22 protein-coding genes are annotated in these 21900 nt (G+C 62.1%); 9 read left to right on the top strand and 13 right to left on the bottom strand.

Features of this window, described 5'->3' with window-relative positions:
- Position 1: 1 nt before the first annotated feature.
- The 7 genes from glgA to NKK47_RS11720 all read right to left on the bottom strand — a co-directional run bounded on the left by glgA (position 2) and on the right by NKK47_RS11720 (position 10727).
- Complete coding sequence (glgA, locus tag NKK47_RS11750; protein ID WP_352576867.1) at positions 2-1447, bottom strand: glycogen synthase GlgA; 1446 nt, start codon at positions 1445-1447, stop codon at positions 2-4.
- A 3-nt stretch (positions 1448-1450) separates the two neighbouring features.
- On the bottom strand, positions 1451-2716 hold the full coding sequence (glgC, locus tag NKK47_RS11745; RefSeq protein WP_352576865.1) for a glucose-1-phosphate adenylyltransferase: 1266 nt from the start codon (positions 2714-2716) through the stop codon (positions 1451-1453).
- Positions 2717-2751: 35 nt separating this feature from the next.
- On the bottom strand, positions 2752-4965 hold the full coding sequence (glgB, locus tag NKK47_RS11740) for a 1,4-alpha-glucan branching protein GlgB (protein ID WP_352576863.1): 2214 nt from the start codon (positions 4963-4965) through the stop codon (positions 2752-2754).
- A 146-nt stretch (positions 4966-5111) separates the two neighbouring features.
- Entirely contained in the window at positions 5112-7580 is a 2469-nt protein-coding gene (locus NKK47_RS11735) for a glycogen/starch/alpha-glucan phosphorylase (RefSeq protein WP_023679304.1), read from the bottom strand.
- A 175-nt stretch (positions 7581-7755) separates the two neighbouring features.
- The gene (locus NKK47_RS11730) at positions 7756-8544 is read right to left on the bottom strand and encodes an ATP-binding cassette domain-containing protein (RefSeq protein ID WP_023679303.1); all 789 of its coding nucleotides are present in this window, start codon (positions 8542-8544) and stop codon (positions 7756-7758) included.
- Positions 8541-9623, bottom strand: coding sequence for an ABC transporter permease (locus NKK47_RS11725; protein ID WP_352449101.1), 1083 nt, complete (start codon positions 9621-9623; stop codon positions 8541-8543). The genes NKK47_RS11730 and NKK47_RS11725 overlap by 4 nt, the downstream gene beginning before the upstream one ends.
- A gap of 87 nt (positions 9624-9710) precedes the next feature.
- Positions 9711-10727, bottom strand: a complete 1017-nt coding sequence (locus NKK47_RS11720) for a sugar ABC transporter substrate-binding protein (protein ID WP_352449223.1) — start codon at positions 10725-10727, stop codon at positions 9711-9713.
- Positions 10728-10956: 229 nt separating this feature from the next.
- On the opposite strand from NKK47_RS11720, the gene NKK47_RS11715 reads away from it, so the two are divergent.
- The 6 genes from NKK47_RS11715 to NKK47_RS11690 all read left to right on the top strand — a co-directional run bounded on the left by NKK47_RS11715 (position 10957) and on the right by NKK47_RS11690 (position 16357).
- Complete coding sequence (locus NKK47_RS11715) at positions 10957-12186, top strand: ROK family transcriptional regulator (RefSeq protein ID WP_352576861.1); 1230 nt, start codon at positions 10957-10959, stop codon at positions 12184-12186.
- A 2-nt stretch (positions 12187-12188) separates the two neighbouring features.
- Positions 12189-12635, top strand: coding sequence for an RbsD/FucU family protein (locus NKK47_RS11710; RefSeq protein ID WP_352576859.1), 447 nt, complete (start codon positions 12189-12191; stop codon positions 12633-12635).
- Positions 12632-13555 carry a carbohydrate kinase family protein gene (locus tag NKK47_RS11705; protein ID WP_352576857.1) on the top strand — a complete coding sequence of 308 codons (924 nt, stop codon included), beginning with the start codon at positions 12632-12634 and terminating at the stop codon, positions 13553-13555. The genes NKK47_RS11710 and NKK47_RS11705 overlap by 4 nt, the downstream gene beginning before the upstream one ends.
- Positions 13556-13808: 253 nt before the next feature.
- Positions 13809-14951 (top strand): DegT/DnrJ/EryC1/StrS family aminotransferase, encoded by a 1143-nt coding sequence (locus NKK47_RS11700; RefSeq protein WP_352576855.1) that lies wholly within the window; start codon positions 13809-13811, stop codon positions 14949-14951.
- Positions 14952-14969: 18 nt separating this feature from the next.
- Entirely contained in the window at positions 14970-15176 is a 207-nt protein-coding gene (locus NKK47_RS11695; protein WP_352576853.1) for a hypothetical protein, read from the top strand.
- Positions 15177-15337: 161 nt separating this feature from the next.
- Positions 15338-16357, top strand: coding sequence for an LLM class flavin-dependent oxidoreductase (locus tag NKK47_RS11690; RefSeq protein WP_352576851.1), 1020 nt, complete (start codon positions 15338-15340; stop codon positions 16355-16357).
- A 51-nt stretch (positions 16358-16408) separates the two neighbouring features.
- Here NKK47_RS11690 and NKK47_RS11685 read toward each other — a convergent pair whose 3' ends face one another.
- The 3 genes from NKK47_RS11685 to NKK47_RS11675 form a co-directional block, all read right to left on the bottom strand.
- A complete protein-coding gene (locus NKK47_RS11685) occupies positions 16409-16891 on the bottom strand; it encodes an RES family NAD+ phosphorylase (protein ID WP_352576849.1) in 483 nt (160 codons plus the stop codon).
- The gene (locus tag NKK47_RS11680; protein ID WP_352576915.1) at positions 16888-17322 is read right to left on the bottom strand and encodes an antitoxin Xre-like helix-turn-helix domain-containing protein; all 435 of its coding nucleotides are present in this window, start codon (positions 17320-17322) and stop codon (positions 16888-16890) included. The genes NKK47_RS11685 and NKK47_RS11680 overlap by 4 nt, the downstream gene beginning before the upstream one ends.
- A 69-nt stretch (positions 17323-17391) precedes the next feature.
- Positions 17392-18018, bottom strand: a complete 627-nt coding sequence (locus NKK47_RS11675; protein WP_352576847.1) for a CDP-alcohol phosphatidyltransferase family protein — start codon at positions 18016-18018, stop codon at positions 17392-17394.
- Here NKK47_RS11675 and NKK47_RS11670 point away from each other — a divergent pair.
- Positions 18017-18277: a hypothetical protein gene (locus tag NKK47_RS11670; RefSeq protein ID WP_352576845.1), complete on the top strand. Its 261-nt coding sequence runs from the start codon at positions 18017-18019 to the stop codon at positions 18275-18277. The genes NKK47_RS11675 and NKK47_RS11670 overlap by 2 nt on opposite strands.
- Before the next feature lie 91 nt (positions 18278-18368).
- Positions 18369-18842 carry a phosphatidylglycerophosphatase A family protein gene (locus tag NKK47_RS11665; RefSeq protein ID WP_352576843.1) on the top strand — a complete coding sequence of 158 codons (474 nt, stop codon included), beginning with the start codon at positions 18369-18371 and terminating at the stop codon, positions 18840-18842.
- Positions 18843-19067: 225 nt separating this feature from the next.
- Here the strand turns inward: NKK47_RS11665 and NKK47_RS11660 are convergent, their stop codons facing one another.
- Positions 19068-19793, bottom strand: a complete 726-nt coding sequence (locus tag NKK47_RS11660) for an FAD-dependent monooxygenase (RefSeq protein ID WP_352576841.1) — start codon at positions 19791-19793, stop codon at positions 19068-19070.
- Here NKK47_RS11660 and NKK47_RS11655 point away from each other — a divergent pair.
- Positions 19776-20117: a MarR family winged helix-turn-helix transcriptional regulator gene (locus tag NKK47_RS11655; RefSeq protein ID WP_352576839.1), complete on the top strand. Its 342-nt coding sequence runs from the start codon at positions 19776-19778 to the stop codon at positions 20115-20117. The genes NKK47_RS11660 and NKK47_RS11655 overlap by 18 nt on opposite strands.
- Before the next feature lie 288 nt (positions 20118-20405).
- Here the strand turns inward: NKK47_RS11655 and NKK47_RS11650 are convergent, their stop codons facing one another.
- Positions 20406-21713 (bottom strand): type II toxin-antitoxin system HipA family toxin, encoded by a 1308-nt coding sequence (locus tag NKK47_RS11650; RefSeq protein WP_352576837.1) that lies wholly within the window; start codon positions 21711-21713, stop codon positions 20406-20408.
- Positions 21713-21865 (bottom strand): helix-turn-helix domain-containing protein, encoded by a 153-nt coding sequence (locus NKK47_RS35190; RefSeq protein WP_502896956.1) that lies wholly within the window; start codon positions 21863-21865, stop codon positions 21713-21715. Before NKK47_RS35190 ends, NKK47_RS11650 begins: the two co-directional genes overlap by 1 nt.
- Between the last annotated feature and the right edge of the window lie 35 nt (positions 21866-21900).

The raw sequence follows: 21900 nt of genomic DNA, 5'->3' as shown, positions 1-21900 counted from the left end.
GTCAGGCAGCCCTTTTCGAAAGCAGCAAGCGATAGTGTTGGACATATTTTTCGGCGCTTTTGTCCCACGAAACGTCGGCCTTCATGCCTTGCCGCTGCATCGACGTCCACACTGCGGGATTGGCATGCGCCTCGACAAGGCGGCGGACGGCGTGCAGCAAGGCGCCGGCATTGGCGGGCGCAAACTGGAAACCGGTCGCCACGCCGGCAGAGATGGCGGCCTCGTTGGCATCGATGATCGTGTCGGCAAGGCCGCCGGTGCGCGCGACCACCGGCACGCAGCCATAGCGCAGGCCGTAAAGCTGTGTCAGCCCGCAAGGTTCGAAGCGCGATGGGATAATGATTGCGTCGCAGCCGCCCTGCATGGTGTGGGAGAGTCCCTCGTCATAGCCGACGACAACGCCGATGCGGCCGCGATGGCGGGCTGCGGCGGCAAGCAACGCGCCTTCCAGCCCAGCGTCGCCAGACCCAAGGATTGCCAGCCGTGCACCTGCCGCGACGATGCCGTCGACGGCCGCAGCCAGTATGTCCATGCCCTTTTGCCAGGTCAGCCGGCTGACGACGCAGACGATCGGGCTGTCATCGCGATCGAGGCTGAAACGGTCCTCGACCGCGGCCTTGTTGGGCATTCGCGCCTTGAGCGTCTTTGCGGTGTAGTTGGAGGCTAGATGCTTGTCGGTTTCCGGGTTCCAGATCTCGGTATCGATGCCGTTGACGATGCCATGGAGATCGACGGAGCGCATGTTGATCAGGCCGTCGAGGCCCATGCCGTATTCGGGCAAGCGGATTTCCTGCGCATAGGTCGGGCTGACCGTGGTGATCGCCCAGGCGGCCTGCAGGCCGGCCTTGAGGAAGCCGACGCCGCCGTAATATTCGATGCCGTCGAGCGCCATCGCCGCCGCCGGCAGGCCAAGCTCGCCAAAGATGCCGGCGCCGAACTGGCCCTGGAAGGCGAGGTTGTGCACGGTGATCATCGACGGCGTGCCGACCGCCTTGCCGTAGCGCATGTAGGCAAGCGTCATTGCCGACTGCCAGTCATGGGCATGGACGATATCGGGCAGGTAGCCCGATATCGCGCCGCCGGCAATATCACCGCCTACCTGGCTCAAGGCCGCGAACCGCCGCCAATTGTCCGGCCAGTCGGCGCCTGTCGCGTTGCCGTATGGGCCGCCGGGACGGTCGAAAAGATGCGGCGCGTCAAGCACGAACAGGTCGAGCCCGGCGATCTGGACGGCATGCACCGAGGCCTTGCCGCCCTGCAGCAACGGATATTGCTGAACCGGCTTTTTTTTCCTGAAGGCTCCCATCACCTGGGGATAGCCGGGGACGAGCGTGCGCATGGTGACGCCCTTGCCGGCCAATGCCACGGGCAAGGCGCCGGTTACGTCGGCGAGCCCGCCGGTCTTGACCAGCGGAAAGATCTCGGGCGCCACCGACAGAACCTGCATGCACTACGATCCCAGCCTGTTGATCATGTCCTGCGTGACGAGGCAGATGCCTTTTTCCGAAACGCGGAAACGCTTGGCGTCGAGGACAGGATCCTCGCCGACCACCAGCCCCTCCGGGATCCTGACGCCGTGATCGATGACCACGCGCTTCAGCCTGGCGTTGCGGCCGACATGGACGTCCGGCAGCATGACGACCTCCTCCAGCGTCGAATAGGAATTGATGCGCGCGCCGGTGAAGATCAGGCTTCGCTTCAGCGAAGCGCCCGAAACGATGCAATCGCCCGACACGAGAGACGACACGGCCGACCCGCGGCGGCCATCCTCGTCATGCACGAACTTTGCCGGCGGCTTCAACTCGGCATAAGTCCAGATCGGCCAGTCGCGGTCGTAAAGGTCGAGTTCCGGCGTGATGTCGGTCAGGTCGATATTGGCCTCCCAATAGGCGTCGACCGTTCCGACGTCGCGCCAATAGGCCTCGTTCTCGGCGGTCGAGCGCACGCAGGATTTGGCGAAGCGATGGGCGATCGCCTTTCCGTGCTCGACGATGTAGGGGATGATGTCCTTGCCGAAGTCGCGGCTCGAGCCGGGCTCCGCCGCATCGCGACGCAATTGCTCCATCAGGAACTTGGTCTTGAACACATAGATGCCCATCGAGGCCAGCGCGTAATCCGGTTTGTCGGGAATGCCGGGCGGATCGGCGGGCTTTTCGATGAAGGAGATGATGGTGTCCTTGGGATCGACATGCATGACGCCGAAGCCGGTGGCTTCCATGCGCGGCACTTCGAGGCAGCCGACGGTGACATCGGCGCCGGCCTCGACATGCTGGCGCAGCATCATTTCGTAGTCCATCTTGTAGATGTGGTCGCCGGCCAGGATGACCATGTATTCCGGCCCGTAGGCCTCGATGATGTCGATGTTCTGGTACACGGCGTCGGCGGTGCCCTCATACCATTGCGTTTCCGACACACGCTGGCTGGCCGGCAAAATGTCGAAACTCTCGTTGCGCTCGGGCCGCAGGAAGTTCCAGCCGCGCTGCAGATGGCGGATCAGCGAATGCGCCTTGTACTGGGTGGCGACGCCGAGGCGGCGGATACCGGAATTGAGCGCATTGGAGAGCGCGAAATCGATGATGCGGGTCTTGCCGCCGAAATAGACCGCCGGTTTGGCGCGGCGGTCGGTCAGTTCCTTGAGCCGGCTGCCACGGCCGCCGGCCAGCACATAAGCCATGGCGTCGCGTGCCAGCGGCTGTGTTCGTTTTGTTTCAGCCATTCCTATCCTCCCAGGTTAGATGCTCCAGACATAGCTCAGTCCGGGACGAATTCGAGCATGATCGTTGACAGCGGCGGCAAAAGCATCGTCGCCGAAATGCCTCCTCCTTCCGACCGAGCCTCGACGACGCCGCTATTGCCCTTGCCGGAACCGCCATAATCCGTGGCATCGGTGTTGATGATCTCGCGCCATTTTCCGGCGTGCGGCAACGGCACGCGGTAATTGTCGCGCGGGACCGGCGTGAAGTTGGAAATGACGGCGACCGGGTTGCCGCCCGGCGCGCTGCGCAGCCAAGCAAATACTGAGTTCGCGCTGTCGTCGACGATCAGCCAGGAAAAGCCCTCCGGCTCGCAGTCGCGGGCATGCAGCGCGGGGCGCGAGCGGTAGAGATAGTTGAGATCGCGCACCGTCTGCCAGACGCCGCGGTGGAGCCGGAAATCGAGCAGGTTCCAGTCGAGCGCGCGCCCCTCGCTCCACTCGCGGCGCTGTGCGAACTCCTGGCCCATGAACAACAGCTTCTTGCCGGGATAACCCCACATGAACGCGTAATAGGCGCGCAGCGTCGCGAATTTCTGCCAGTCGTCGCCGGCCATCTTGTTGAGCAGCGTGCCCTTGCCGTGCACCACTTCGTCATGGGACAGCGGCAGCACGAAATTCTCGCTGAAGGCGTAGACCAGACCGAAGGTGATGTCGTTGTGGTGATGCTTGCGGAAGATCGGCTCCTTGGAGAAATACTCCAAAGTGTCATGCATGAAGCCCATGTTCCATTTAAAACCGAAGCCCAGTCCGCCTTCATGCACCGGCTGCGAGACTTTCGGCCACGAGGTCGATTCCTCGGCGATGGTCATCACACCTGGATGGTGGCCGTAGACCTCCTTGTTCATACGCTGCAGGAAGCTGACCGCTTCGAGGTTCTCCCGCCCGCCCTTCTCGTTGGGAATCCATTCACCGGCCTTGCGCGAATAATCGAGATAAAGCATCGAGGCGACCGCATCGACGCGCAGTCCGTCGACGTGATATTTCTCGGCCCAGAACAGCGCATTGTTGACCAGGAACGAAATCACTTCGCGGCGCCCAAAATTATAGATCGCGGTGTTCCAGTCGGGATGGAAGCCCTTGCGCGGATCGGCATGTTCGTAGAGCGCGGTACCATCGAACTTTGCCAGACCGTGTTCGTCAACCGGGAAATGCGCCGGCACCCAGTCGAGGATGACGCCGATGCCTGCACGGTGGGCGCCGTCGACGAAGCGGGCAAAACCGTCCGGATCGCCAAAGCGGGCAGTCGGCGCATAAAGACCCGTCGTCTGGTAGCCCCAGGACGGGTCATAAGGGTGTTCGGAGATCGGCATGAATTCGATGTGGGTAAAACCGGTCTCGACCACGTAAGGGATCAGCCTGTCGGCGAGCTCATCCCACGACAGGAAGGTGCCGTCGTCGTGAAGCCGCCATGACCCGGCATGAACCTCGTAGATCGATACGGCTTCGCGCCTGTGGTCGGCATTGCGCCAGTAGTTCCGGTGCGCCTCGTCACCCCATTCATGCGCCGGCGGCAGTGCCGTCACCGAGGCGGTGGCCGGGCGCAGTTCGGACTTGAAGGCGAACGGATCGGCTTTGAGCGGCAATCTCACGCCATCCGGCCCGATGATTTCATACTTATACGGGCGGCCAGCGCCGATGTCGGGAATGAACAGCTCCCAGATGCCGGTGTCGCGGCGGACGCGCATGGTATGCCTGCGGCCGTCCCACTCGTTGAAGTCGCCGACCACCGAGACGCGCCTTGCATTGGGCGCCCACACCGCAAAATGCACACCCGATGCACCTTCATGGTCGATGAGATGGGCGCCGAGCTTGTCGAACAGCCTGAGATGCGACCCTTCGGCGATGTAATAATCGTCCATCGGGCCGAGCACGGGACCGAAGGAATATGGATCGGTCAGCCACCAGTCACCGCCGGAATTCCTGGCGTGATAGCGCAGCGGCTGGCGTTTGCGCAGCGACAGTTTGCCTTCGAAGAAACCGCGGTCGTCGCGTCTCGACAGCTCGCCGGCCTTCTTGCCGGTCAGCGTATAGGCGGTGACGAACTCGGCATGAGGGACGAAGCAGCGGGCGACAAAGCCCTTTCCCGCCTCATGCACGCCAAGCACGGCAAACGGATCGCCGTGCGTGCCGGCGACAATCGCCGCGACATCGCCGGCTGGCGCCAGTCCGTCCGGCCCGCTTGTCGCAACGGTCGCGCGCGGCTTGCTCATCAGGCAGTGACCCTCCCCGGGCACCAAGTGTATGTTTCTAGTGGAGTTTTGAATTCGACATTCGCATGCCGCCTTACCCTCCAAGGGATGCGAGGGTCAAATCCACTCCACTAGGACCACATTGTTCGTGGCCACATGCAATCATATCAGGCGGGCACGTGCCATATGTCTTTCGCATATTGGCGGATCGTTCGATCGGACGAGAACCAGCCGACGCGCGCGACATTGCGGATGGCTCTGGCGTACCAGTCCGGGCTGTTGCGCCAGACGGCATCGACGTCGCGCTGGGTGGCGGCGTAGGCATCGAAATCCGCGGCGACCATGAACCAGTCGCTCTGGTAAAGACCGTTGATCAGGTCGCGATAACGGTCCGGATCGTCAGGTGAAAAGACTCCGGATGAAACCGCGGCCAGCGCCTGCGCCAATTCAGGCGATCCCTCGATCACAGCGCGCGGATCGTAACCATTGTTGCGTCGCTCGGCGACCTCATCGGTGGTCAGGCCGAAGATGAAGATATTGTCGTCGCCCACGCATTCCTTGATCTCGACATTGGCGCCGTCGAGCGTGCCGATGGTCAGCGCGCCGTTCAGTGCGAACTTCATGTTGCCGGTGCCGGACGCTTCCATGCCGGCGGTCGATATCTGCTCCGAAAGATCGGCGGCCGGCATCATGATCTCGGCCAGGCTGACATTGTAGTTCGGCACGAATACCACTTTCAGCAAGCCGCGCACCGCCGGGTCGCGGTTGATGACCCGGGCGACGTCATTGGCAAGTTTGATGATCAGCTTGGCGTTGTGATAGCTGGGCGCCGCCTTGCCGCCGAAGAATTTGACGCGAGGCATCCAGTCGCGCTCCGGATGCGAGCGGATCTGGTCGTAAAGCGCGACCGCTTCGAGAATGTTCAAGAGCTGGCGCTTGTATTCGTGGATGCGCTTGACCTGGATGTCGAACAGCGCCGATGGGTCGACCTTGATGCCGAGCCGGTCGGCAACGAGCTTGGCAAGCCTCGTCTTGTTCGCCCGTTTGACGGCGGCGAACTTGTCGCGGAAGGCTGCGTCCTCAGCGAAAGGATCAAGCCGCTTTATCTCGTCGATGTCGTCGAGGAAGCCGTCGCCAATCGCCTCTCGGGTGAGTGCAGTGAGGCCGGGATTGCACTGTATCAGCCAGCGCCGCGGTGTGATCCCGTTGGTCTTGTTGTTGATGCGATCCGGGTAGAGCCTGTGGAGGTCGGCAAACACCGTCTCCTTCATCAATTCTGTATGCAGTGCCGACACGCCGTTGATCGAGTGCGAGCCGACAAAGGCCAGATTGCCCATACGCACGCGGCGATCGCCATTTTCCTGGATCAGCGAGATGCGGCTGATCTGCTCGTCCGAGAACTGGTCGGAGGCGCGCGCCTCGAGCAGCACCTCGGCGTTGATGGCGTAGACGATCTGCATGTGGCGCGGCAACAGCCGCTCGAACAGCGGCACGGGCCAGCTTTCCAGCGCTTCGGGAAGGAGCGTGTGGTTGGTGTAGCCGAAGGTGCGCTTGGTGATGCTCCAGGCCTGGTCGAAATCCATGCCGTGGACATCCATCAACAGGCGCATCAGCTCGGCTACGGCGATCGCCGGATGGGTGTCGTTGAGATGGATCGCCGCCTTGTCGGGCAGCGATTGCAGGTCGCCATACTGGCTGAGATGACGCTGGACGATGTCCTGCAGCGAGGCGGTGGAGAAGAAATACTCCTGCCTGAGCCGCAACTCCTGGCCCGCCTTGTGGGAATCGGCCGGGTAAAGGACGCGCGACAACGCATCGGCCTTGTTGCTTTCGGCGAGCGCGCCGATGTGATCGCCGGCGTTGAACTTGTCGAGCAGGATCGGGTCGACCGGCATGCCGGACCACAGACGCAGCGTGTTGACGCGGTTGGCCCGCCAGCCGACAACCGGCGTATCATAGGCGACTGCCAGAACATGTTCGGTCGGCTTCCAGACGTGGCGCTCGAGCCGGCCGTCCTTCGACGTGACCGATTCTACCGAGCCGCCGAAGCCGACCTCGAAGGAGCGTTCGCGGCGCTCGAACTCCCAGGGATTGCCGTGATCGAGCCACGTCTCGGGCAGCTCCACCTGCCAGCCGTCATGGATCTCCTGCCGAAACATCCCGTTGGCGTAGCGGATGCCGTAGCCATGCGCGGGGATATTGACGGTCGCCATGCTTTCCATGAAGCAGGCGGCGAGCCGGCCAAGACCGCCATTGCCAAGGGCAGCGTCCGGTTCGAGCGCAGCAATGATGTCGAGGTCGACGCCAAGCGACGACAGCGCCTCGCGCATATTGTCCATCAGGCCGAGATTGGAGAAGGCATCGCGCATCAGGCGGCCGATGAGGAATTCCAGTGACAGGTAGTAGACGCGCTTTTCCTGCTGGGCGTAGGCCTCTTGGGTCGCCTGCATCCAGTGATCGACTATGCGGTCGCGTACAACCTTGATCGAGGCGGTGAGCCAATCGTACTGGGTTGCAACGTTGGTGCCCTTGCCGACCCTGTATTTGAGGGCTTGCAAGACTTCCTCGGCGAGCGTCTTGGGATCCGGGTTTTTGAGCGTGGGCAGAGGAGCTTCGGTTGTCATCGCGCGCGTCATGCTGCCTCTCGTGACGTTGCCAGGATCATGCGGCTTTCACCATCTCTGCCAATGCTAGTGCATCCCACCGGATGTTCAATCGATTCGGGTGATCGCAAGCCGGGTTGCCCTGCGGCAATTTGGCATTTGGAAACATCGCGTTTGGGCCCCTCGGCGATGGGCCTCAAGTTCTTGCTCAAGCCGCCAGCGCCGCTTCCGGCGGCACCTTGGCGCCAGTCATGAAGGCGACGGCGTCGGACATCGTATACTGCTTCGGATCGATGACACACAGGCGACGGCCGAGCCGATGAATGTGGATGCGGTCGGCCACCTCGAAGACATGCGGCATATTGTGTGAAATCAACACGATCGGCAGGCCTCGGCGTTTGACGTCGAGTATGAGTTCGAGCACGCGGCGGCTCTCCTTGACGCCGAGCGCGGCCGTCGGCTCATCCATGATGACCATCTTCGAGCCGAAGGCGGCGGCGCGGGCCACCGCCACGCCTTGGCGCTGGCCGCCGGAGAGCGTTTCCACCGCCTGGCTGATGTTCTGGATCGTCATCAGGCCAAGTTCGGTGAGCTTGTCGCGGGCACGCTTTTCCATCGCCGGACGGTCGAGCATGCGCAGCCATTCGCCGAGGAACCCGGGCTTGCGGATCTCGCGGCCGAGGAACATGTTGTCGGCGATAGACAGCGCCGGCGACAGAGCCAGGTTCTGGTAGACGGTCTCGATGCCGGCCTCGCGCGCCTCCATCGGCGATTTGAAGGCAATAGGCTTGCCTTCAAGCCGTATCTCACCTTCGTCCGGGGTGACCGCTCCGGAAATGGCTTTGATAAGCGACGACTTGCCGGCGCCGTTGTCGCCAATGACAGCAAGGATTTCGCCCGGATAGAGGTCGAAGTCTGCGCTGTCGAGAGCGGTGACGCGGCCGTAGCGCTTGACCAGGCTGCGCGCGGTAAGGATCGGTTCGTGAGTCTGGTTCATGCCGAGATCTTCCTGATCCACTGGTCGATACCAACAGCGATGATGATAAGGGCGCCGACGGACAATTGCGTCCATTGCGGATCTGTCCCCCAAAGCCTGAGACCGAGCGCGAACACGCCGACGATCAGCGCACCGAAGATGGTCCCGAGGATGGAGCCGCGGCCGCCGAACAGCGAAGTGCCGCCGATCACCACGGCGGTAATCGAATTGATGTTCTCGAACTGCCCGGCCTGCGGCGAGACCGATCCGATGCGTCCGATCAGGGCCCAGCCGGCGATGGCGCAAATGATACCAGTCAGCGTGTAGACCGCGACCAGCATCCGGCTGACGCGCACTCCCGACAGTTCCGCGGCCTCCGGGTCGTCGCCCACCGCATAGACGTGCCGGCCCCACGCGGTGTGATTGAGCACGTACCAGGCAATTGCCGCCATGATCAGCACCAACAGCACGCCATAGGTGAAGACGGCGCCCCCGATCCTGAACGATCCGCCGAAAAACTGCAGCAGCGGCGCCGTCGTCTCGAGATCCTGGCTGCGGATGGTCTCGTTACCGGAATAGATGAAGTTGATGGCAGCGTAGATCGACCAGGTGCCGAGCGTCACGATGAAGGGCGGCAGTTTCACCCAGGCGATGAGAATGCCGTTGATCAAGCCGCAAATCGCGCCGACAAGCAGCCCGACGGCAACGGCCACCGGCGCTGGGACACCGTAGTGCATGGCAAACTGGCCCATGACGACCGAGCTCAGCACCATGATGGCACCGACGGACAGGTCGATGCCGGCGGTGAGCACCACCAGTGTCTGCGCGATGCCGACCATGCCGGTTATCGCCACCTGCTGGAGGATCAGGGTGAGGGTGAAAGGAGAAAAGAAGCGTCCGCCGACGACCACTGCGAACAGACCCACCGAGATGATCAGGATGATCAGCGGCACCATGGCAGGGCTCTTGTGCAAGCGGTGCTGGATGCTCTCGAGCGTCGAGCGGGAATGCGTCTCGAATGAAGCGACGCTGGTGTCGCTAGTGGCCAGGACCGTCTCGAATTCCTGCGGTCCCTTGCTCCTGGTTGTTTCGACGCTCAAGTCGGCCTCCCCGCCTGTGATGTGGAGCGGCCGAAACCGCTCCACATTCTCTATTACTTTTGAAGTTGAGCCGATCAGGGGATCAAATCAACCCCAGCACTTGCTGAGGCCTTGCTTCGTGTCAATGGATTCGATGCCGGCGGCAGGCTTGTCGGTGATCAGCGTCACGCCGGTGTTGTAGAAGTTCAGACCGGGCGACGGCTCAGGCTTCTTGCCGCTGTCGGCAAAGGTCTTGATCGCCTCGATACCGAGCGAGGCCATGAGCAGTGGATATTGCTGTGAAGTGGCGCCGATCACGCCCTCGGCAACGTTCTTGACACCCGGGCAGCCGCCATCGACCGAGACAATCAGGACGTCCTTCTCCTTGCCGACGGCCTTAAGCGCCTGGTAGGCGCCCGCGGCCGCGGGTTCGTTGATGGTGTAGACGACGTTGATATCCGGATCCTTCTGCAGGCAATTCTCCATGGCAGTGTGCCCGCCATCCTCATTGCCACTCGACAGATCGTGACAGACATTGCGTGCGTCGGTTTCGTCGCCGATCTTGTTGGGATCGCCGAGGTCGATGCCGAAGCCCTTCATGAAGCCCTGATCACGCTGCACGTCGACGGAGGGCTGGCTGGCGATAAGATCCATGTAGGCGATGTGCGCGTCCTTGGCCTTGTCGCCCAAGGTGGCCTTTGCCCAGGAGCCGATAAGCTCGCCGGCCTTGAAATTGTCGGTCGCAAACGTCGCATCCGCGGCGTCGGCAGGCTCGAGCTGGGTGTCCAGAGCGATCACCAGCACCCCTGCATCACGCGCCTTCTTCACCGCCGGCACGATGGCCGCAGTGTCGGTGGCGGTGATCAAAATGCCCTTGGCGCCGTCGGCGATGCAGGATTCGATCGCCGCAACCTGGCCCTCATTGTCGCCTTCCGCCTTGCCGGCGTAGGCCTTCAGATCGACACCAATTTCCTTGGCTTTCGCGGCGGCACCTTCCTTCATCTTGACGAAGAAGGGATTGGTGTCGGTCTTGGTGATCAAGCAGGCGCCGACCCCGGCGGCCGATGCCGTCGATGCAAACGCCATCAAGCTCAGTCCGGCCGCGGCAAACACGGTGGATTTCAACAGTTTTGACGTGGTCACGATTTTCCTCCCATGGAACCATTTAGGATGCCGGCCAACCGGCATCTGCAGCGCGTCCGACGAAATCTCCCAGTGTCGACGCCGTTCTCAAGAGACACCAGTCCGCCAGCACTGTCAATAATTAAATCACTCTTATTTATTATTGACATCGCAGGATTGTTCACCCACTCTAGACCAAAAGCATTGAGGGGAAACGACGGGAGGAACAGGGGTGGAGACCGGCGTTACGAGGCACGGTTCGCCCGATGCGGCCGAAAGCCGCCTGCACCGCGGCACCAATCAAAGCGGCATGCGGGACCACAATGAGCGGCTGGTGCTGTCGCTGGTGCGTCAGCACGGCAGCCTGGCCAAATCCGATATTGCGCGCATGACGGGCCTTTCGGCGCAGACAGTGTCCGTTATCATGCGCGAGCTGGAGGAGGACGACCTGCTCGTCCGCCAGGCGCCGTTGCGCGGCAAGATCGGCCAGCCCTCGATACCCATGGCGCTCAATCCCGACGGCGCCTATTTCATCGGCCTGAAGATCGGCCGCCGCAGCGCCGAGCTGGTGCTGATCGATTTCCTCGGCAACGTACGCTCGATGCTGCAGCATTCATACCGCTATCCGGCGCCGCGCGAGACGGTGGAATTCGTCACGAGCGGCATGAAGAAGATGCGCAGCGAACTCACCCCGGCGCAGGACAAACGCATCGCCGGGCTTGGCATCGCCATGCCGTTCGAATTGTGGAACTGGGCCGACACCGCCGGCGCGCCGCGTGAAATCATGGACGAATGGCGCCATCGCGACATCCGCGCCGATATCCAGGCGCAATGCGAATTTCCAGTCTATCTGCAGAACGACGCCACCTCGGCCTGCGGCGCCGAGCTCGTGTTCGGCCAGGCGGCGGGTGCGGCACGCGATTTCGTCTATTTCTATATCGGCGCCTTTGCCGGCGGCGGCATCGTGCTGAACGGCCGGTTGTTTGGCGGCCCAACCGGCAATGCCGGCGCGCTGGGCTCGATGCCGGTGCCAGGGCCGGACGGCAAGCCGACGCAGTTGATCGACGTGGCGTCGATCGCCATGCTGGAAAAGGCGCTCAACGCGCGCGGCATCGAGGCCTCGCATCTGTGGACATCACCGGGGGACTGGGGCGAGATCGGCGCCGAGCTTGACGACTGGATCGCCAGCGCCTCGCAGGCGCTTGCCTATGCCATCGTTTCGGCCTCCTCCGTCATTGACTTCGAAGCCGCGGTGATCGACGGATGGATGCCGCTTGCCGTGCGCAGGCGGCTTGTCGATGCCGTTATCCAAGCCATCAGCCGGATCGACGGCGAAGGCCTGAGGCTGCCGGCCGTTCGCGAGGGAACCGTCGGCATCCATGCGCGGGCGCTGGGTGGCGCCAGCCTGCCGCTGTCGGAGCGCTTCCTCATCGGCTCGACCACGATTTCCCGGAGCTTCTGAGCATGTTGATAGGCATCCCGGCGCTGCTCGGCCCCGAGCTTCTGGCGATGTTGCGCGCCATGGGACATGGCGACGAGATCGCGCTGGTCGACGGCAACTACCCGGCCGAACAGCAGGCACAGCGGCTGATCCGCGCCGATGGTCATCATCTCGTCCCGGTGCTCGATGCGGTATTGAGCGTATTGCCTGTCGACGACGCCGTGCCGCAGGCGCTGTTTCGCGCCTCGGCCAAAGGCGATCCCCTGCTCGCCGATCCGGTTCACCATGAGATGGAAGCGATCTGCGCCAGGCGTGCGCCGGGCCGCAAGGTGGTTGCGCTTGCCGGTGCCGACTTCTATGCACGGGTCAAGGCCGCGCACGCGATCGTCGCGACGAGCGAGCCGCGGCTTTATGCCAACATCATCATTCGCAAGGGCGTGATCTATCCGCCGGAAAGCAAGATTTCATGATCCTCTGCTGTGGCGAAGCCCTGATCGATATGCTGCCGCGCACCACGACGGAGGGCGAACCGGCCTTTGCGCCCTATGTCGGCGGTGCCGTCTTCAACTCGGCAATTGCGCTTGGCCGGCTCGGCGCGCCCGCTGCCTTTTTCTCCGGCCTGTCCTCGGATCTGTTCGGCGGGCAGTTCAGGGAGGCGCTGGGGGCCAGCAAGGTCAGTTCCACCTATGCGCATACCTCGCCGCGCCCGACCACGCTCGCCTTCGTGCGGCTCACCAACGGCCAAGCGACCTATACATTCTATGACGAGAACACCGCCGGACGCATGCTGACCATCGAGGACCTGCCGGAACTCGGCAGCGAGATCGAGGCCATGCTGTTCGGCGCCATCAGCCTGATCTCGGAGCCGGCCGGATCGGCCTATGAGGAGTTCATGCGGCGCGAGCATGAGCGCCGCGTGATGATGCTCGACCCCAACATCCGGCCAAACTTCATTCCCGACAAAGCCAAGCACCTCAGGCGCATCCGCGGCATGATGGCGATGGCCGACATCGTCAAATTGTCGGACGAGGATCTGAACTGGTTCGGCGAAGCCGGCTCGCATGAGGACGTCGTCCGCAACTGGCTGGATCGCGGCCCGAAGCTGATCGTCGTCACCCACGGCAGCGAGGGCGCGGTCGGTTACAGCAGCCAGCACCGGGTCACCGTCGTGCCGGATAAGGTCGAGGTGGTCGATACGGTCGGCGCCGGCGACACGTTCAATGCCGGCATCCTCGCCTCCTTGCACGAGCAGGGCCTGCTGTCGAAGACGGCAATCGCCAGCTTGCCGGAAGAAGCCATCCACAAGGCGCTGACGCTCGGCGCCAAAGCCGCGGCGGTGACGGTATCGCGGGCCGGCGCCAACCCGCCATGGCGGCATGAAATCGCCTGACCGGCTGGCAACAGCCTCGCGGACCGCTTGCCGGCGATCACTTTATGTTTCGCCCAGCCAGTGGGGCGGGATGCAAAGGCCACATCAAGCATGCCGAAGCCCGGATTTCCTCGCGTTTAAGAGGGCAGATCGGAAACCAGAGGTAACAGGCTGCGACACTTGAGCAATTCAGGGTTTTGCCCTGCGGCTTTCTCGGCCGTGCCAAGTCTGCTACCAGCGGCCGGTTATCTGGCTAAAACCGTTTGAGGCCGACATGCAGTTCATCGATCTTGGCGCGCAGCGCGAACGCATCCGCGACAGGCTGAAAGCGGCAATCGACCGGGTTGTCGACGAAGGCCGCTATATTCTCGGACCTCAGGTCACCGAATTCGAAAACAAGCTCGCCGCCTATATCGGCACCAAGCATGTGGTCGCTTGCGCCAACGGCACCGATGCGCTGCTGCTGCCGCTGTTTGCCGCCGGCATCAGCCCGGGCGACGCGGTGTTCGTGCCGAGCTTCACCTTCGCCGCCACGGCCGAAGTGGTGGCGCTGACCAAGGCCGAACCGGTGTTCGTCGATGTCGATGCCGACAGCTACAATATCGACATCGCCAGCCTCGAGGCGGCAATCGCCATGATCAAGGCGGAGGGCCGGCTGAGGCCGAAGGCGATCATTCCCGTCGACCTGTTCGGCCTCGCCGCCGATTACGAGGCGATCATGGCCATCGCCGATCGGGAAGGCCTGATGGTCATCGAGGATGCGGCGCAGGCGACCGGCGGCTCGGCTCACGGCAAGATGTGCGGCTCGTTCGGCACCGTCGGCTCGACCAGCTTCTATCCGGCAAAGCCGCTCGGCTGCTATGGCGACGGCGGTGCGATGTTCACCAATGACGATGCGCTGGCCGAACAGCTGCGCTCGTTCGCCTTTCACGGAAAGGGCGAAACGCAATACGACAATGTCCGCGTCGGCATCAATTCACGGCTCGACACCCTTCAGGCGGCGATCCTGATAGAGAAGCTGGCCATCCTCGAGGACGAGATGGTGGCGCGGCAAGCGGTCGCCAATCGCTATGCCGAAGGTCTCGGCGATATCGTCAAGGCCGCGCGCAATCTGGGCGGCGGCCGCTCGGCCTGGGCGCAATACGCCATCGAAACGCCGAAACGCGACGGGCTCAAGGCACATCTCGGTGAAAAGGGCATTCCGTCGGTCATCTACTATGTGAAACCGCTGCACAGCCAGATTGCCTATCGCGATTATCCGCGCACGCCGACCGGCCTTGCCGTTTCGGAAGAGCTGCCGAAGCGCATCCTGTGCCTGCCGATGCATCCCTATCTGAGCGAGGCTGACCAGGACCGGATCATCGAAACGATCCGTAACTATATCGGCTCGAATTCGGCGCATGTAGCGGCGGCATAAATTCGAAAGCTTCGAAGCATGGTCGCGGAATACATCGACGAGTTCATCATGTTCTGCGCCGGGTTGTGGATGGCTGGCGTCGGCTTCGGATTTCTCGCGGACCCGTTCCAAGCTCGCCCCGGCCAGCAGCAAGCATGGTGGACCAACTTTGGGACTCGCTTCAAATGGATGGGACCGCTGTTGATCCTCATCGCGATATTGCTCGCGTTCGCGGCACCTTCCTAGACTCGCGTCCGACGGCAGCTCGGCACGGTCGGCATCGTTGATCAACAACCGCCGATTCAAGCTTTGCGCGTCAAGGCAGGCGATCATCGGCACCGATTTTGCGATGCTTTGCTGCGCGCCGCAGCATAGTCTGCACCTGGCTCCCCTTTAGGCTGGTTCTCATGAAGAAGATTGGTTTCCTCTCGTTCGGGCATTGGACGCCCTCGCCGCAATCGCAGACGCGGACGGCATCCGACGCGCTTTTGCAGTCCGTCGACCTGGCCGTCGCGGCCGAGGAGCTGGGTGCGGACGGCGCGTATTTCCGCGTGCATCACTTCGCGCGCCAGCTCGCCTCGCCCTTCCCGCTGCTGGCAGCGGTTGGGGCGAAGACCAGCCGAATCGAGATCGGCACGGCGGTGATCGACATGCGCTATGAGAACCCGCTCTACATGGCCGAGAACGCCGGCGCCGCCGACCTAATCGCCGGAGGGCGTCTGCAGCTGGGCATCAGCCGCGGCTCGCCGGAGCAGGTGATCGAGGGATGGCGCTACTTCGGCTACGCCCCGCAAGAGGGCGAGAGCGATGCCGACATGGCACGCAGACACACCGGAGTGCTGCTCGAAGTGTTGCTGGGCAAAGGCTTTGCGCAGCCCAACCCGCGGCCGATGTTTCCCAACCCGCCCGGCCTGCTTCGCGTCGAGCCGCACTCGGAGGGCCTGCGCGAGCGCATCTGGTGGGGCGCCGCCACAAACGCCACCGCCGAATGGGCGGCGAAACTGGGGATGAACCTGCAAAGCTCCACGCTCAAATTCGATGAAGGCGGAAAGCCGTTTCACATCCAGCAGGCCGAACAGATCCGGGCTTTTCGTGAGGCCTGGAAGACGGCCGGACACACGCGCGAGCCGCGGGTGTCGGTGAGCCGGAGCGTTTTTGCGCTGGTCGACGATCGCGACCGGGCCTATTTCGGCGGCAACCAGAGCGGAGATCATTTCGGTAACATCGAGGCAGACAGACGCGCGGTGTTCGGCCGCTCCTATGCCGCCGAGCCGGACATCCTCATCGAGCAGTTAAAGGGCGACGAAGCCATCGCGGAGGCCGATACGCTGCTGCTTACCGTCCCCAACCAGCTCGGCGTCGACTACAATGCCCATGTCATCGAGGCGATCCTGACCCATGTCGCCCCTGGCTTGGGCTGGCACTGACGAGTTTGAACAATCGACGCCGCAGGCAGGAACCTGCCCCTCCTGACCTGCTCAGGAGCCGAACAGGCGACTGTCCCAATATACGGGTTGATGCAGGCTGGCTGTGATCAAGGCAAACTCCGGATGGGTCGGATTGATCAACACGTTGTTGTCGAGGCGAGCCACGACGCTTGGCACGATCAAGATCGCGCTGCGGCGCTTGACATACCACGTCTCGCCGAATTCCTTGCTCACCTTTGCCGGCATCATATCCCACCCCGGCAGCGACGGCTGCGAAAATATCTCGTAGCTTAGCCCGCGCGGAACCATGATCTGGACGTAGTGCTGGTTGGGCGGCAGTCTGCCGCTGCCGTGCACCAGCTTTTCCAGCAACGCTGTCGAATAGTGCTCGCTGGTGTAAATCACTGGGCTGCCAGGCGTGTTCCAGCGGCCGGGCGCGATCGTCGAGCCCGTCGCGTCAAAGATCGGATAGATGCCGGCAGGATCGCCGATCCTGAAGCACGGCAGCGTCCGATCGAGTATCTGCGCCGTCAAGCGGCAGTGCCGTATTTCAGGCCTGCAAGGATATCGATCACCAGCTCGGCGCCGATCTCGTTTTGGATGACCATTTCGATCGGGCGTCGGTCTTCCAGCATGGGATGAGGTCGAAATAGAAAGTCACGAGCCTCATCTTCGATCTTCCAGACGTCGAGGGCCAAGTCCCATGCACGAGCCACCCGTGCCACCCGCATGCCCTCCTCCGAAGACAGTCGAAGAGCGCCCCTCTTGCGACGTTCATAGGTTGCCTTTGGAACGAGGCGGTATTTGAATTGGGCATCGGCCGGTGCCAGCAATTGTGAGACGCGTTCGAGCGCGCCGATGGGCAATCCGCCTTCAATTCGAGCCATCAGCCCGAATGGCGACCGTGCAGCCGTTTCCTTGGGCGACAGCCCCAGCACGTCGGCTATATTTCCAAATGCTAACATCTCTGCTTCCCATTCATATGAAGCAGTATATAGCCTCACATGAGGCTGAATGCAAGCGTTCTTGCCGTCTCACGGCTGCTTCCCGTCGGCTCGCTCCAGCATCGCAAATGCGCGACTGATCCGTTGCAGCGCTGTGGCGTTGGCCAGCACTGCGTACAGCGCGAACCCACCGGCCAGAATCCAGGGCGAAGCCGCGCCCATGGCCGTCGCGACTCCGTCCGTGGCGAGCAGCACACAAATGAAAACCAGACGTTCCATCCGCTCGAAGAAATCCGGCCAACCATAGTTTTCCACAGGGATTTCCAGCGCCGTCCGCGCCTTGGCGTAACTGGTCAGGATCCCGCCCGCAAATGCGAACATTGCGATCGCCCACAGATCGGCGACCCAGCCGATAGCCGCAAAGACGGCCAATTCTTGATAACGGTCGACGACGGCGTCGAAATAGCCACCGGCCTTGGTGCTCATATTTGTCCGGCGGGCGACCGCACCGTCCAGCGCATCGAAGCTGAAGGCAAACGCCAGGCAAAGGCCAAAGGCAAGGCTTGAATGGTGATAGACGTAGGCCGCCGAGGACAAAGCGACGAGCACCAGCCCGCTGGCCGTAACCTGGTTCGGCGTCATGCCGATCCCGATCAGCGGAGAGGCGGCCTGCTCCCATAGTGGGTCGATGCGACTTTTCATGAGACCGGCGATCATGGCGGCTCCTCTGATGATGTCGGTTGACGGAGCTTTACCAGCAATTTGCGGGTTTGTTCCACCGTCGCCACCGTTTCGGTTGGCCAATGCGGGCCGAGACCGGGCTCAGCAACGTTCTCAATTTGCCGCAAAAACGATCTCGTTTGGCGAATGCGGCCGGCGAATTAAGGTGCTCGCCAAGCTGACGGCGAAACAGAACTTCCGGTCGCAGCGACAGCTGCCCGACAGCATTTTCACGGTTTGGGCGATGCCCTTGTGACGGTTGTGTGAATCGAACGGCAGTCTGGCGGCAGCACCCGAACGATGTGATTATGATCGCTTGCGATCCGTGGGAAGCCGGCCGAGAATCGATGCATGAATTTCCACCCAAGTTTGCCTACCTGCTCGCGACCTCTGTCGGCGCGGGATTATCTCCAATATGGCCGGGCACGGCCGGCGCAATGGTTGGAGTGGCTGTTGCCGCAGCTCTGATACCTGCATCGCCTTGGCTGACCGTGCTTGCCTATGCGGCCCTATTCGCCGTTGGCGTATGGGCGTCATCGCATGTTATCTCCCGTACCGGGACGGAGGATCCGCAGATCGTCGTCATCGATGAGACCTTCGGCGCCGCCGCGACACTTTCCATGCTTCCGATCGACCCACTCTGGTGGGCAGCAGGCTTCCTTGCTTTCCGGTTTTTCGACGTCGTCAAGCCTTGGCCCATCCGTATCATGCATGACAAGGTAAGGGGTGGGGCCGGCATTATGCTGGACGACGCGGCCGCGGCTGTCGTCGCTGGGGCGTTGCTGCTCCTGCTGAACGGTTTGATTGACCATTTGCGGTAACGGCGACATTCGGTCTGCCAAGGCCACGGTGGTCCATCGGAGTTTAGCGCCACAAGGGGAGACCGGACCGATGCGAAGCCACAGGATCGCGGCCATTCCAGGCGATGGGATCGGCAAGGAAGTCGTAGCGGCCGGGCTTCGTGCGCTGGCCGTCTGCGCCCTGGCATCGCCCGCATTCCCGGCGACGACATCGGCGTGCCAGAACGCAGGAGGCATCCGCACCGCTCACCGATGGTGTTCGTGTGCTTGCGTACGGAAACCAAACCCGTCAAGTGTTTCGATCAGCACCTGTACGCGATCAGGCACACCGTGCGATGACCGCCACGCGACAAAGCCGTCCGGCCTGACCAAGACAGCACCGCCGCTTTCAACCCCGAGCGCGGAAGGCCACCGATGGTCCAAGTCAATCAGATCCCCATTGGCACCCAAGGCGTGGCAGGTCAGCGGCATACGGAGGCGTTGGCTTACGGCGTCAGCGGCCTGACACCATGCTTCGTCGGCGCAGAGGAGAAGAAGATCGCGATCGCACAAATCGAGACTCGAAATCCGCTGGCCGGCGCGCCCGACCGCGAAATGCGGTAAACGCGTGCCAGGGCGACCCGACAGCTCGGCGGATTTTTGGAACGGGTGATCGTCCGGTGTGGATTCCCGAGCCACGATGCCTGCAGTGTAGCGTTGGCCAAATACCACGTCGTAATCCTCGACGATCGCAACAGGAGGAGGCAACCGCTTCGACGGATCGTCGAACCATTTCTGTAGGCGGGCGAGCGCTTGCGCCAACGTAGCCTCGATGACCGGCCCGCGCTCCATGTCATAGCTATCCAGCAACGAGGGATCGGCATGCCCGCGTGCTACCATCGCAAGCTTCCAGGCAAGGTTATGGGCGTCGTGGATACCTGAATTGCCACCGAAAGCGCCTGTTGGGGGCATCACATGTGCGGCATCCCCCACAAGAAACGCGCGGCCTCGGCGGAATTGGCGCGCTGTGCGGGCAAGCCGATCGGCGCATTGGCCGCTCAATGGCACTGCGACCCTTCGACGGCAACCTGGCTGACCGATCGGTTGGAGCAGGCGGGGCTCGCCGCACGTGTTCCGTCGCCAAGCGATCGCCGTGTCAAACTTGTCAAGCTTACGGCCAAGGGGGCTGCAACCATTGAGGAATTGACAAGGGAATATCACAAGCCCCCTGCCGAGATGCTTGCGCTTACACGCGCGGATCTGGATCAGCTGGTCGGCCTGGTCAGAAAGTTACAGGCTGGCAAATCCGTGAGTTGATCGTATCCCGGAAAGCCACTGGCTAGGATCGGGTACCGCCGCGTCACACTTTCCATGCTGCCGCTCGAGCCGCTCTGGTAATCGGCAGATTCCTTGCTTTCCGGTTTTTTTGACGTGGTCAAACCTTGGCCCATCCTATCGCGCATGAGAAGGTAAGGGGTGGGTTCGGCATCATGCTGGACGACGCAGCGGCGGCCGTGGCCGCCGGGATGCTGCTGCTGCTGAAGAAGACCATTTGAACGTTGTCGCAATGGCGACATCAGTCTGGTTGCGTCTCGATTTTCAGCATCACGCCTCTTCCAGTCTGCGTACACGAGCCCTGACCCCATTGCCGATGGCATCAGCGACTTCCGCAGGAAAATCCTTTGGGAGCGATGCAGAAACCAGTTCGACCGCCGCTAGCGCCTGTTGGCGCAGCTCATCAAAGATCGCCTTGACGGGTTTCGGACCGATCCCTGCTTTGGCGGCGGTCTGGATAAAATGGCGTGGCATGACGCTGTCGACGAGGTAGTGGCGTGTGTCACCAATAGCCATCGCCAGTTTCATTTTGTTGCGCTTGATCTGTCCCGCATCAAGGCTGGGCTGCGCTGAAATCACATCATAGAGCGGCGTTATGCGGAACCGGCCGCCGGGAGAAAGAAAGACGCTAAAATTCTTGGCGTGCCCATCTGTGGCGCCGAGAAGCCAAAAGGCAACCACGGCTTTTAAAACCGCAGTTTGGTCTACCTCCGGTTGGTCGCTTCCCTTCATCAAATTGAGGATAGCCGGAACGCCAGGCCCGCCGTCGGATTCGTATTTCAGTGACGGCGGCACAGAAAGGGCCTGGCAGCAGTCTTCCTGGGGCAAACGCAGGAGACGATTGTCACTGGTCCATCGGCGATCGAACCGCTCGACCGCGAGCACGCGATTGCCTTCGAACTCCTCGATTGCGACGACGGCGCTCGGGAGTCCTAGGGCGCTTGTCAGCTTGAGGCAGAAAAATTCGTTCTCGACACTGAAGGAAAGGTCGATGCCATTTGGCAACCGTCCAATCTGTGGTTTGAGGATGTGCGTCGTGGCAGTCGTCGCCAGCGGCTTGTACCAACGTCCTTTCCAGAACAAGAGCGCAGTCTTTTCCTGAGCGCCAGCGATCGAGATCCGGAAGTCCTCGTCCTCGCCAAGCCCAAGGGGAGCCGATGCCAGATCGCGGAGAAGATGAGCAATCTCGGTATCGTCAACGGGTTTGCCGTTGACAATACCGGCGGGGCCTGGCTCGACACCATCCGGCAGGAATTGCAATGCGCCGACACAATCGCGTCCGACAGCGGCAAGCAGGTCGTAGGCGTCTATTCCTTGAGCATGAACACGCTCCGCCATACGGCGGCGAATGGGGACGTTGTCGGGCAGGAGATTGTCGAAGACGGCGATGACGGGCGCACCGATATAACGATCTTCACGCAGAGGCAGTGATAGCGAGACGGGCAGCGCGTGCTCCCAAGCAAGCCAAGACGGATCGTACTGAAAATCGATCGCGCCGCTGGATTGTCTATTCAGCCGCCCGACGAGACGGCTGTTCAAGAAGATATTTAGCGGGATGTGCCGCCGCGGACGAGCCATCAGAAGATGTCCTCGATCTCGGCCGGCTTTGCCTTGGTCCGAGGGCGGACGACGAATTCGAGGTCGAGCGCTGCGAGAATGTCGCAAAGCGTTCCGAGCTGGGTCCCAGGCGCGCCACTCTCGACGGCCGAGATGGTCGCCTGACGCAGCATCGTTTGGTCCCCGACATTGGTCTGGTTCAGGCGGA

It is taken from the genome of Mesorhizobium sp. M0019 (assembly GCF_040323975.1).
Classification (GTDB): Bacteria; Pseudomonadota; Alphaproteobacteria; order Rhizobiales; family Rhizobiaceae; genus Mesorhizobium.
This window is presented reverse-complemented; position numbering and strand designations above follow the sequence as displayed.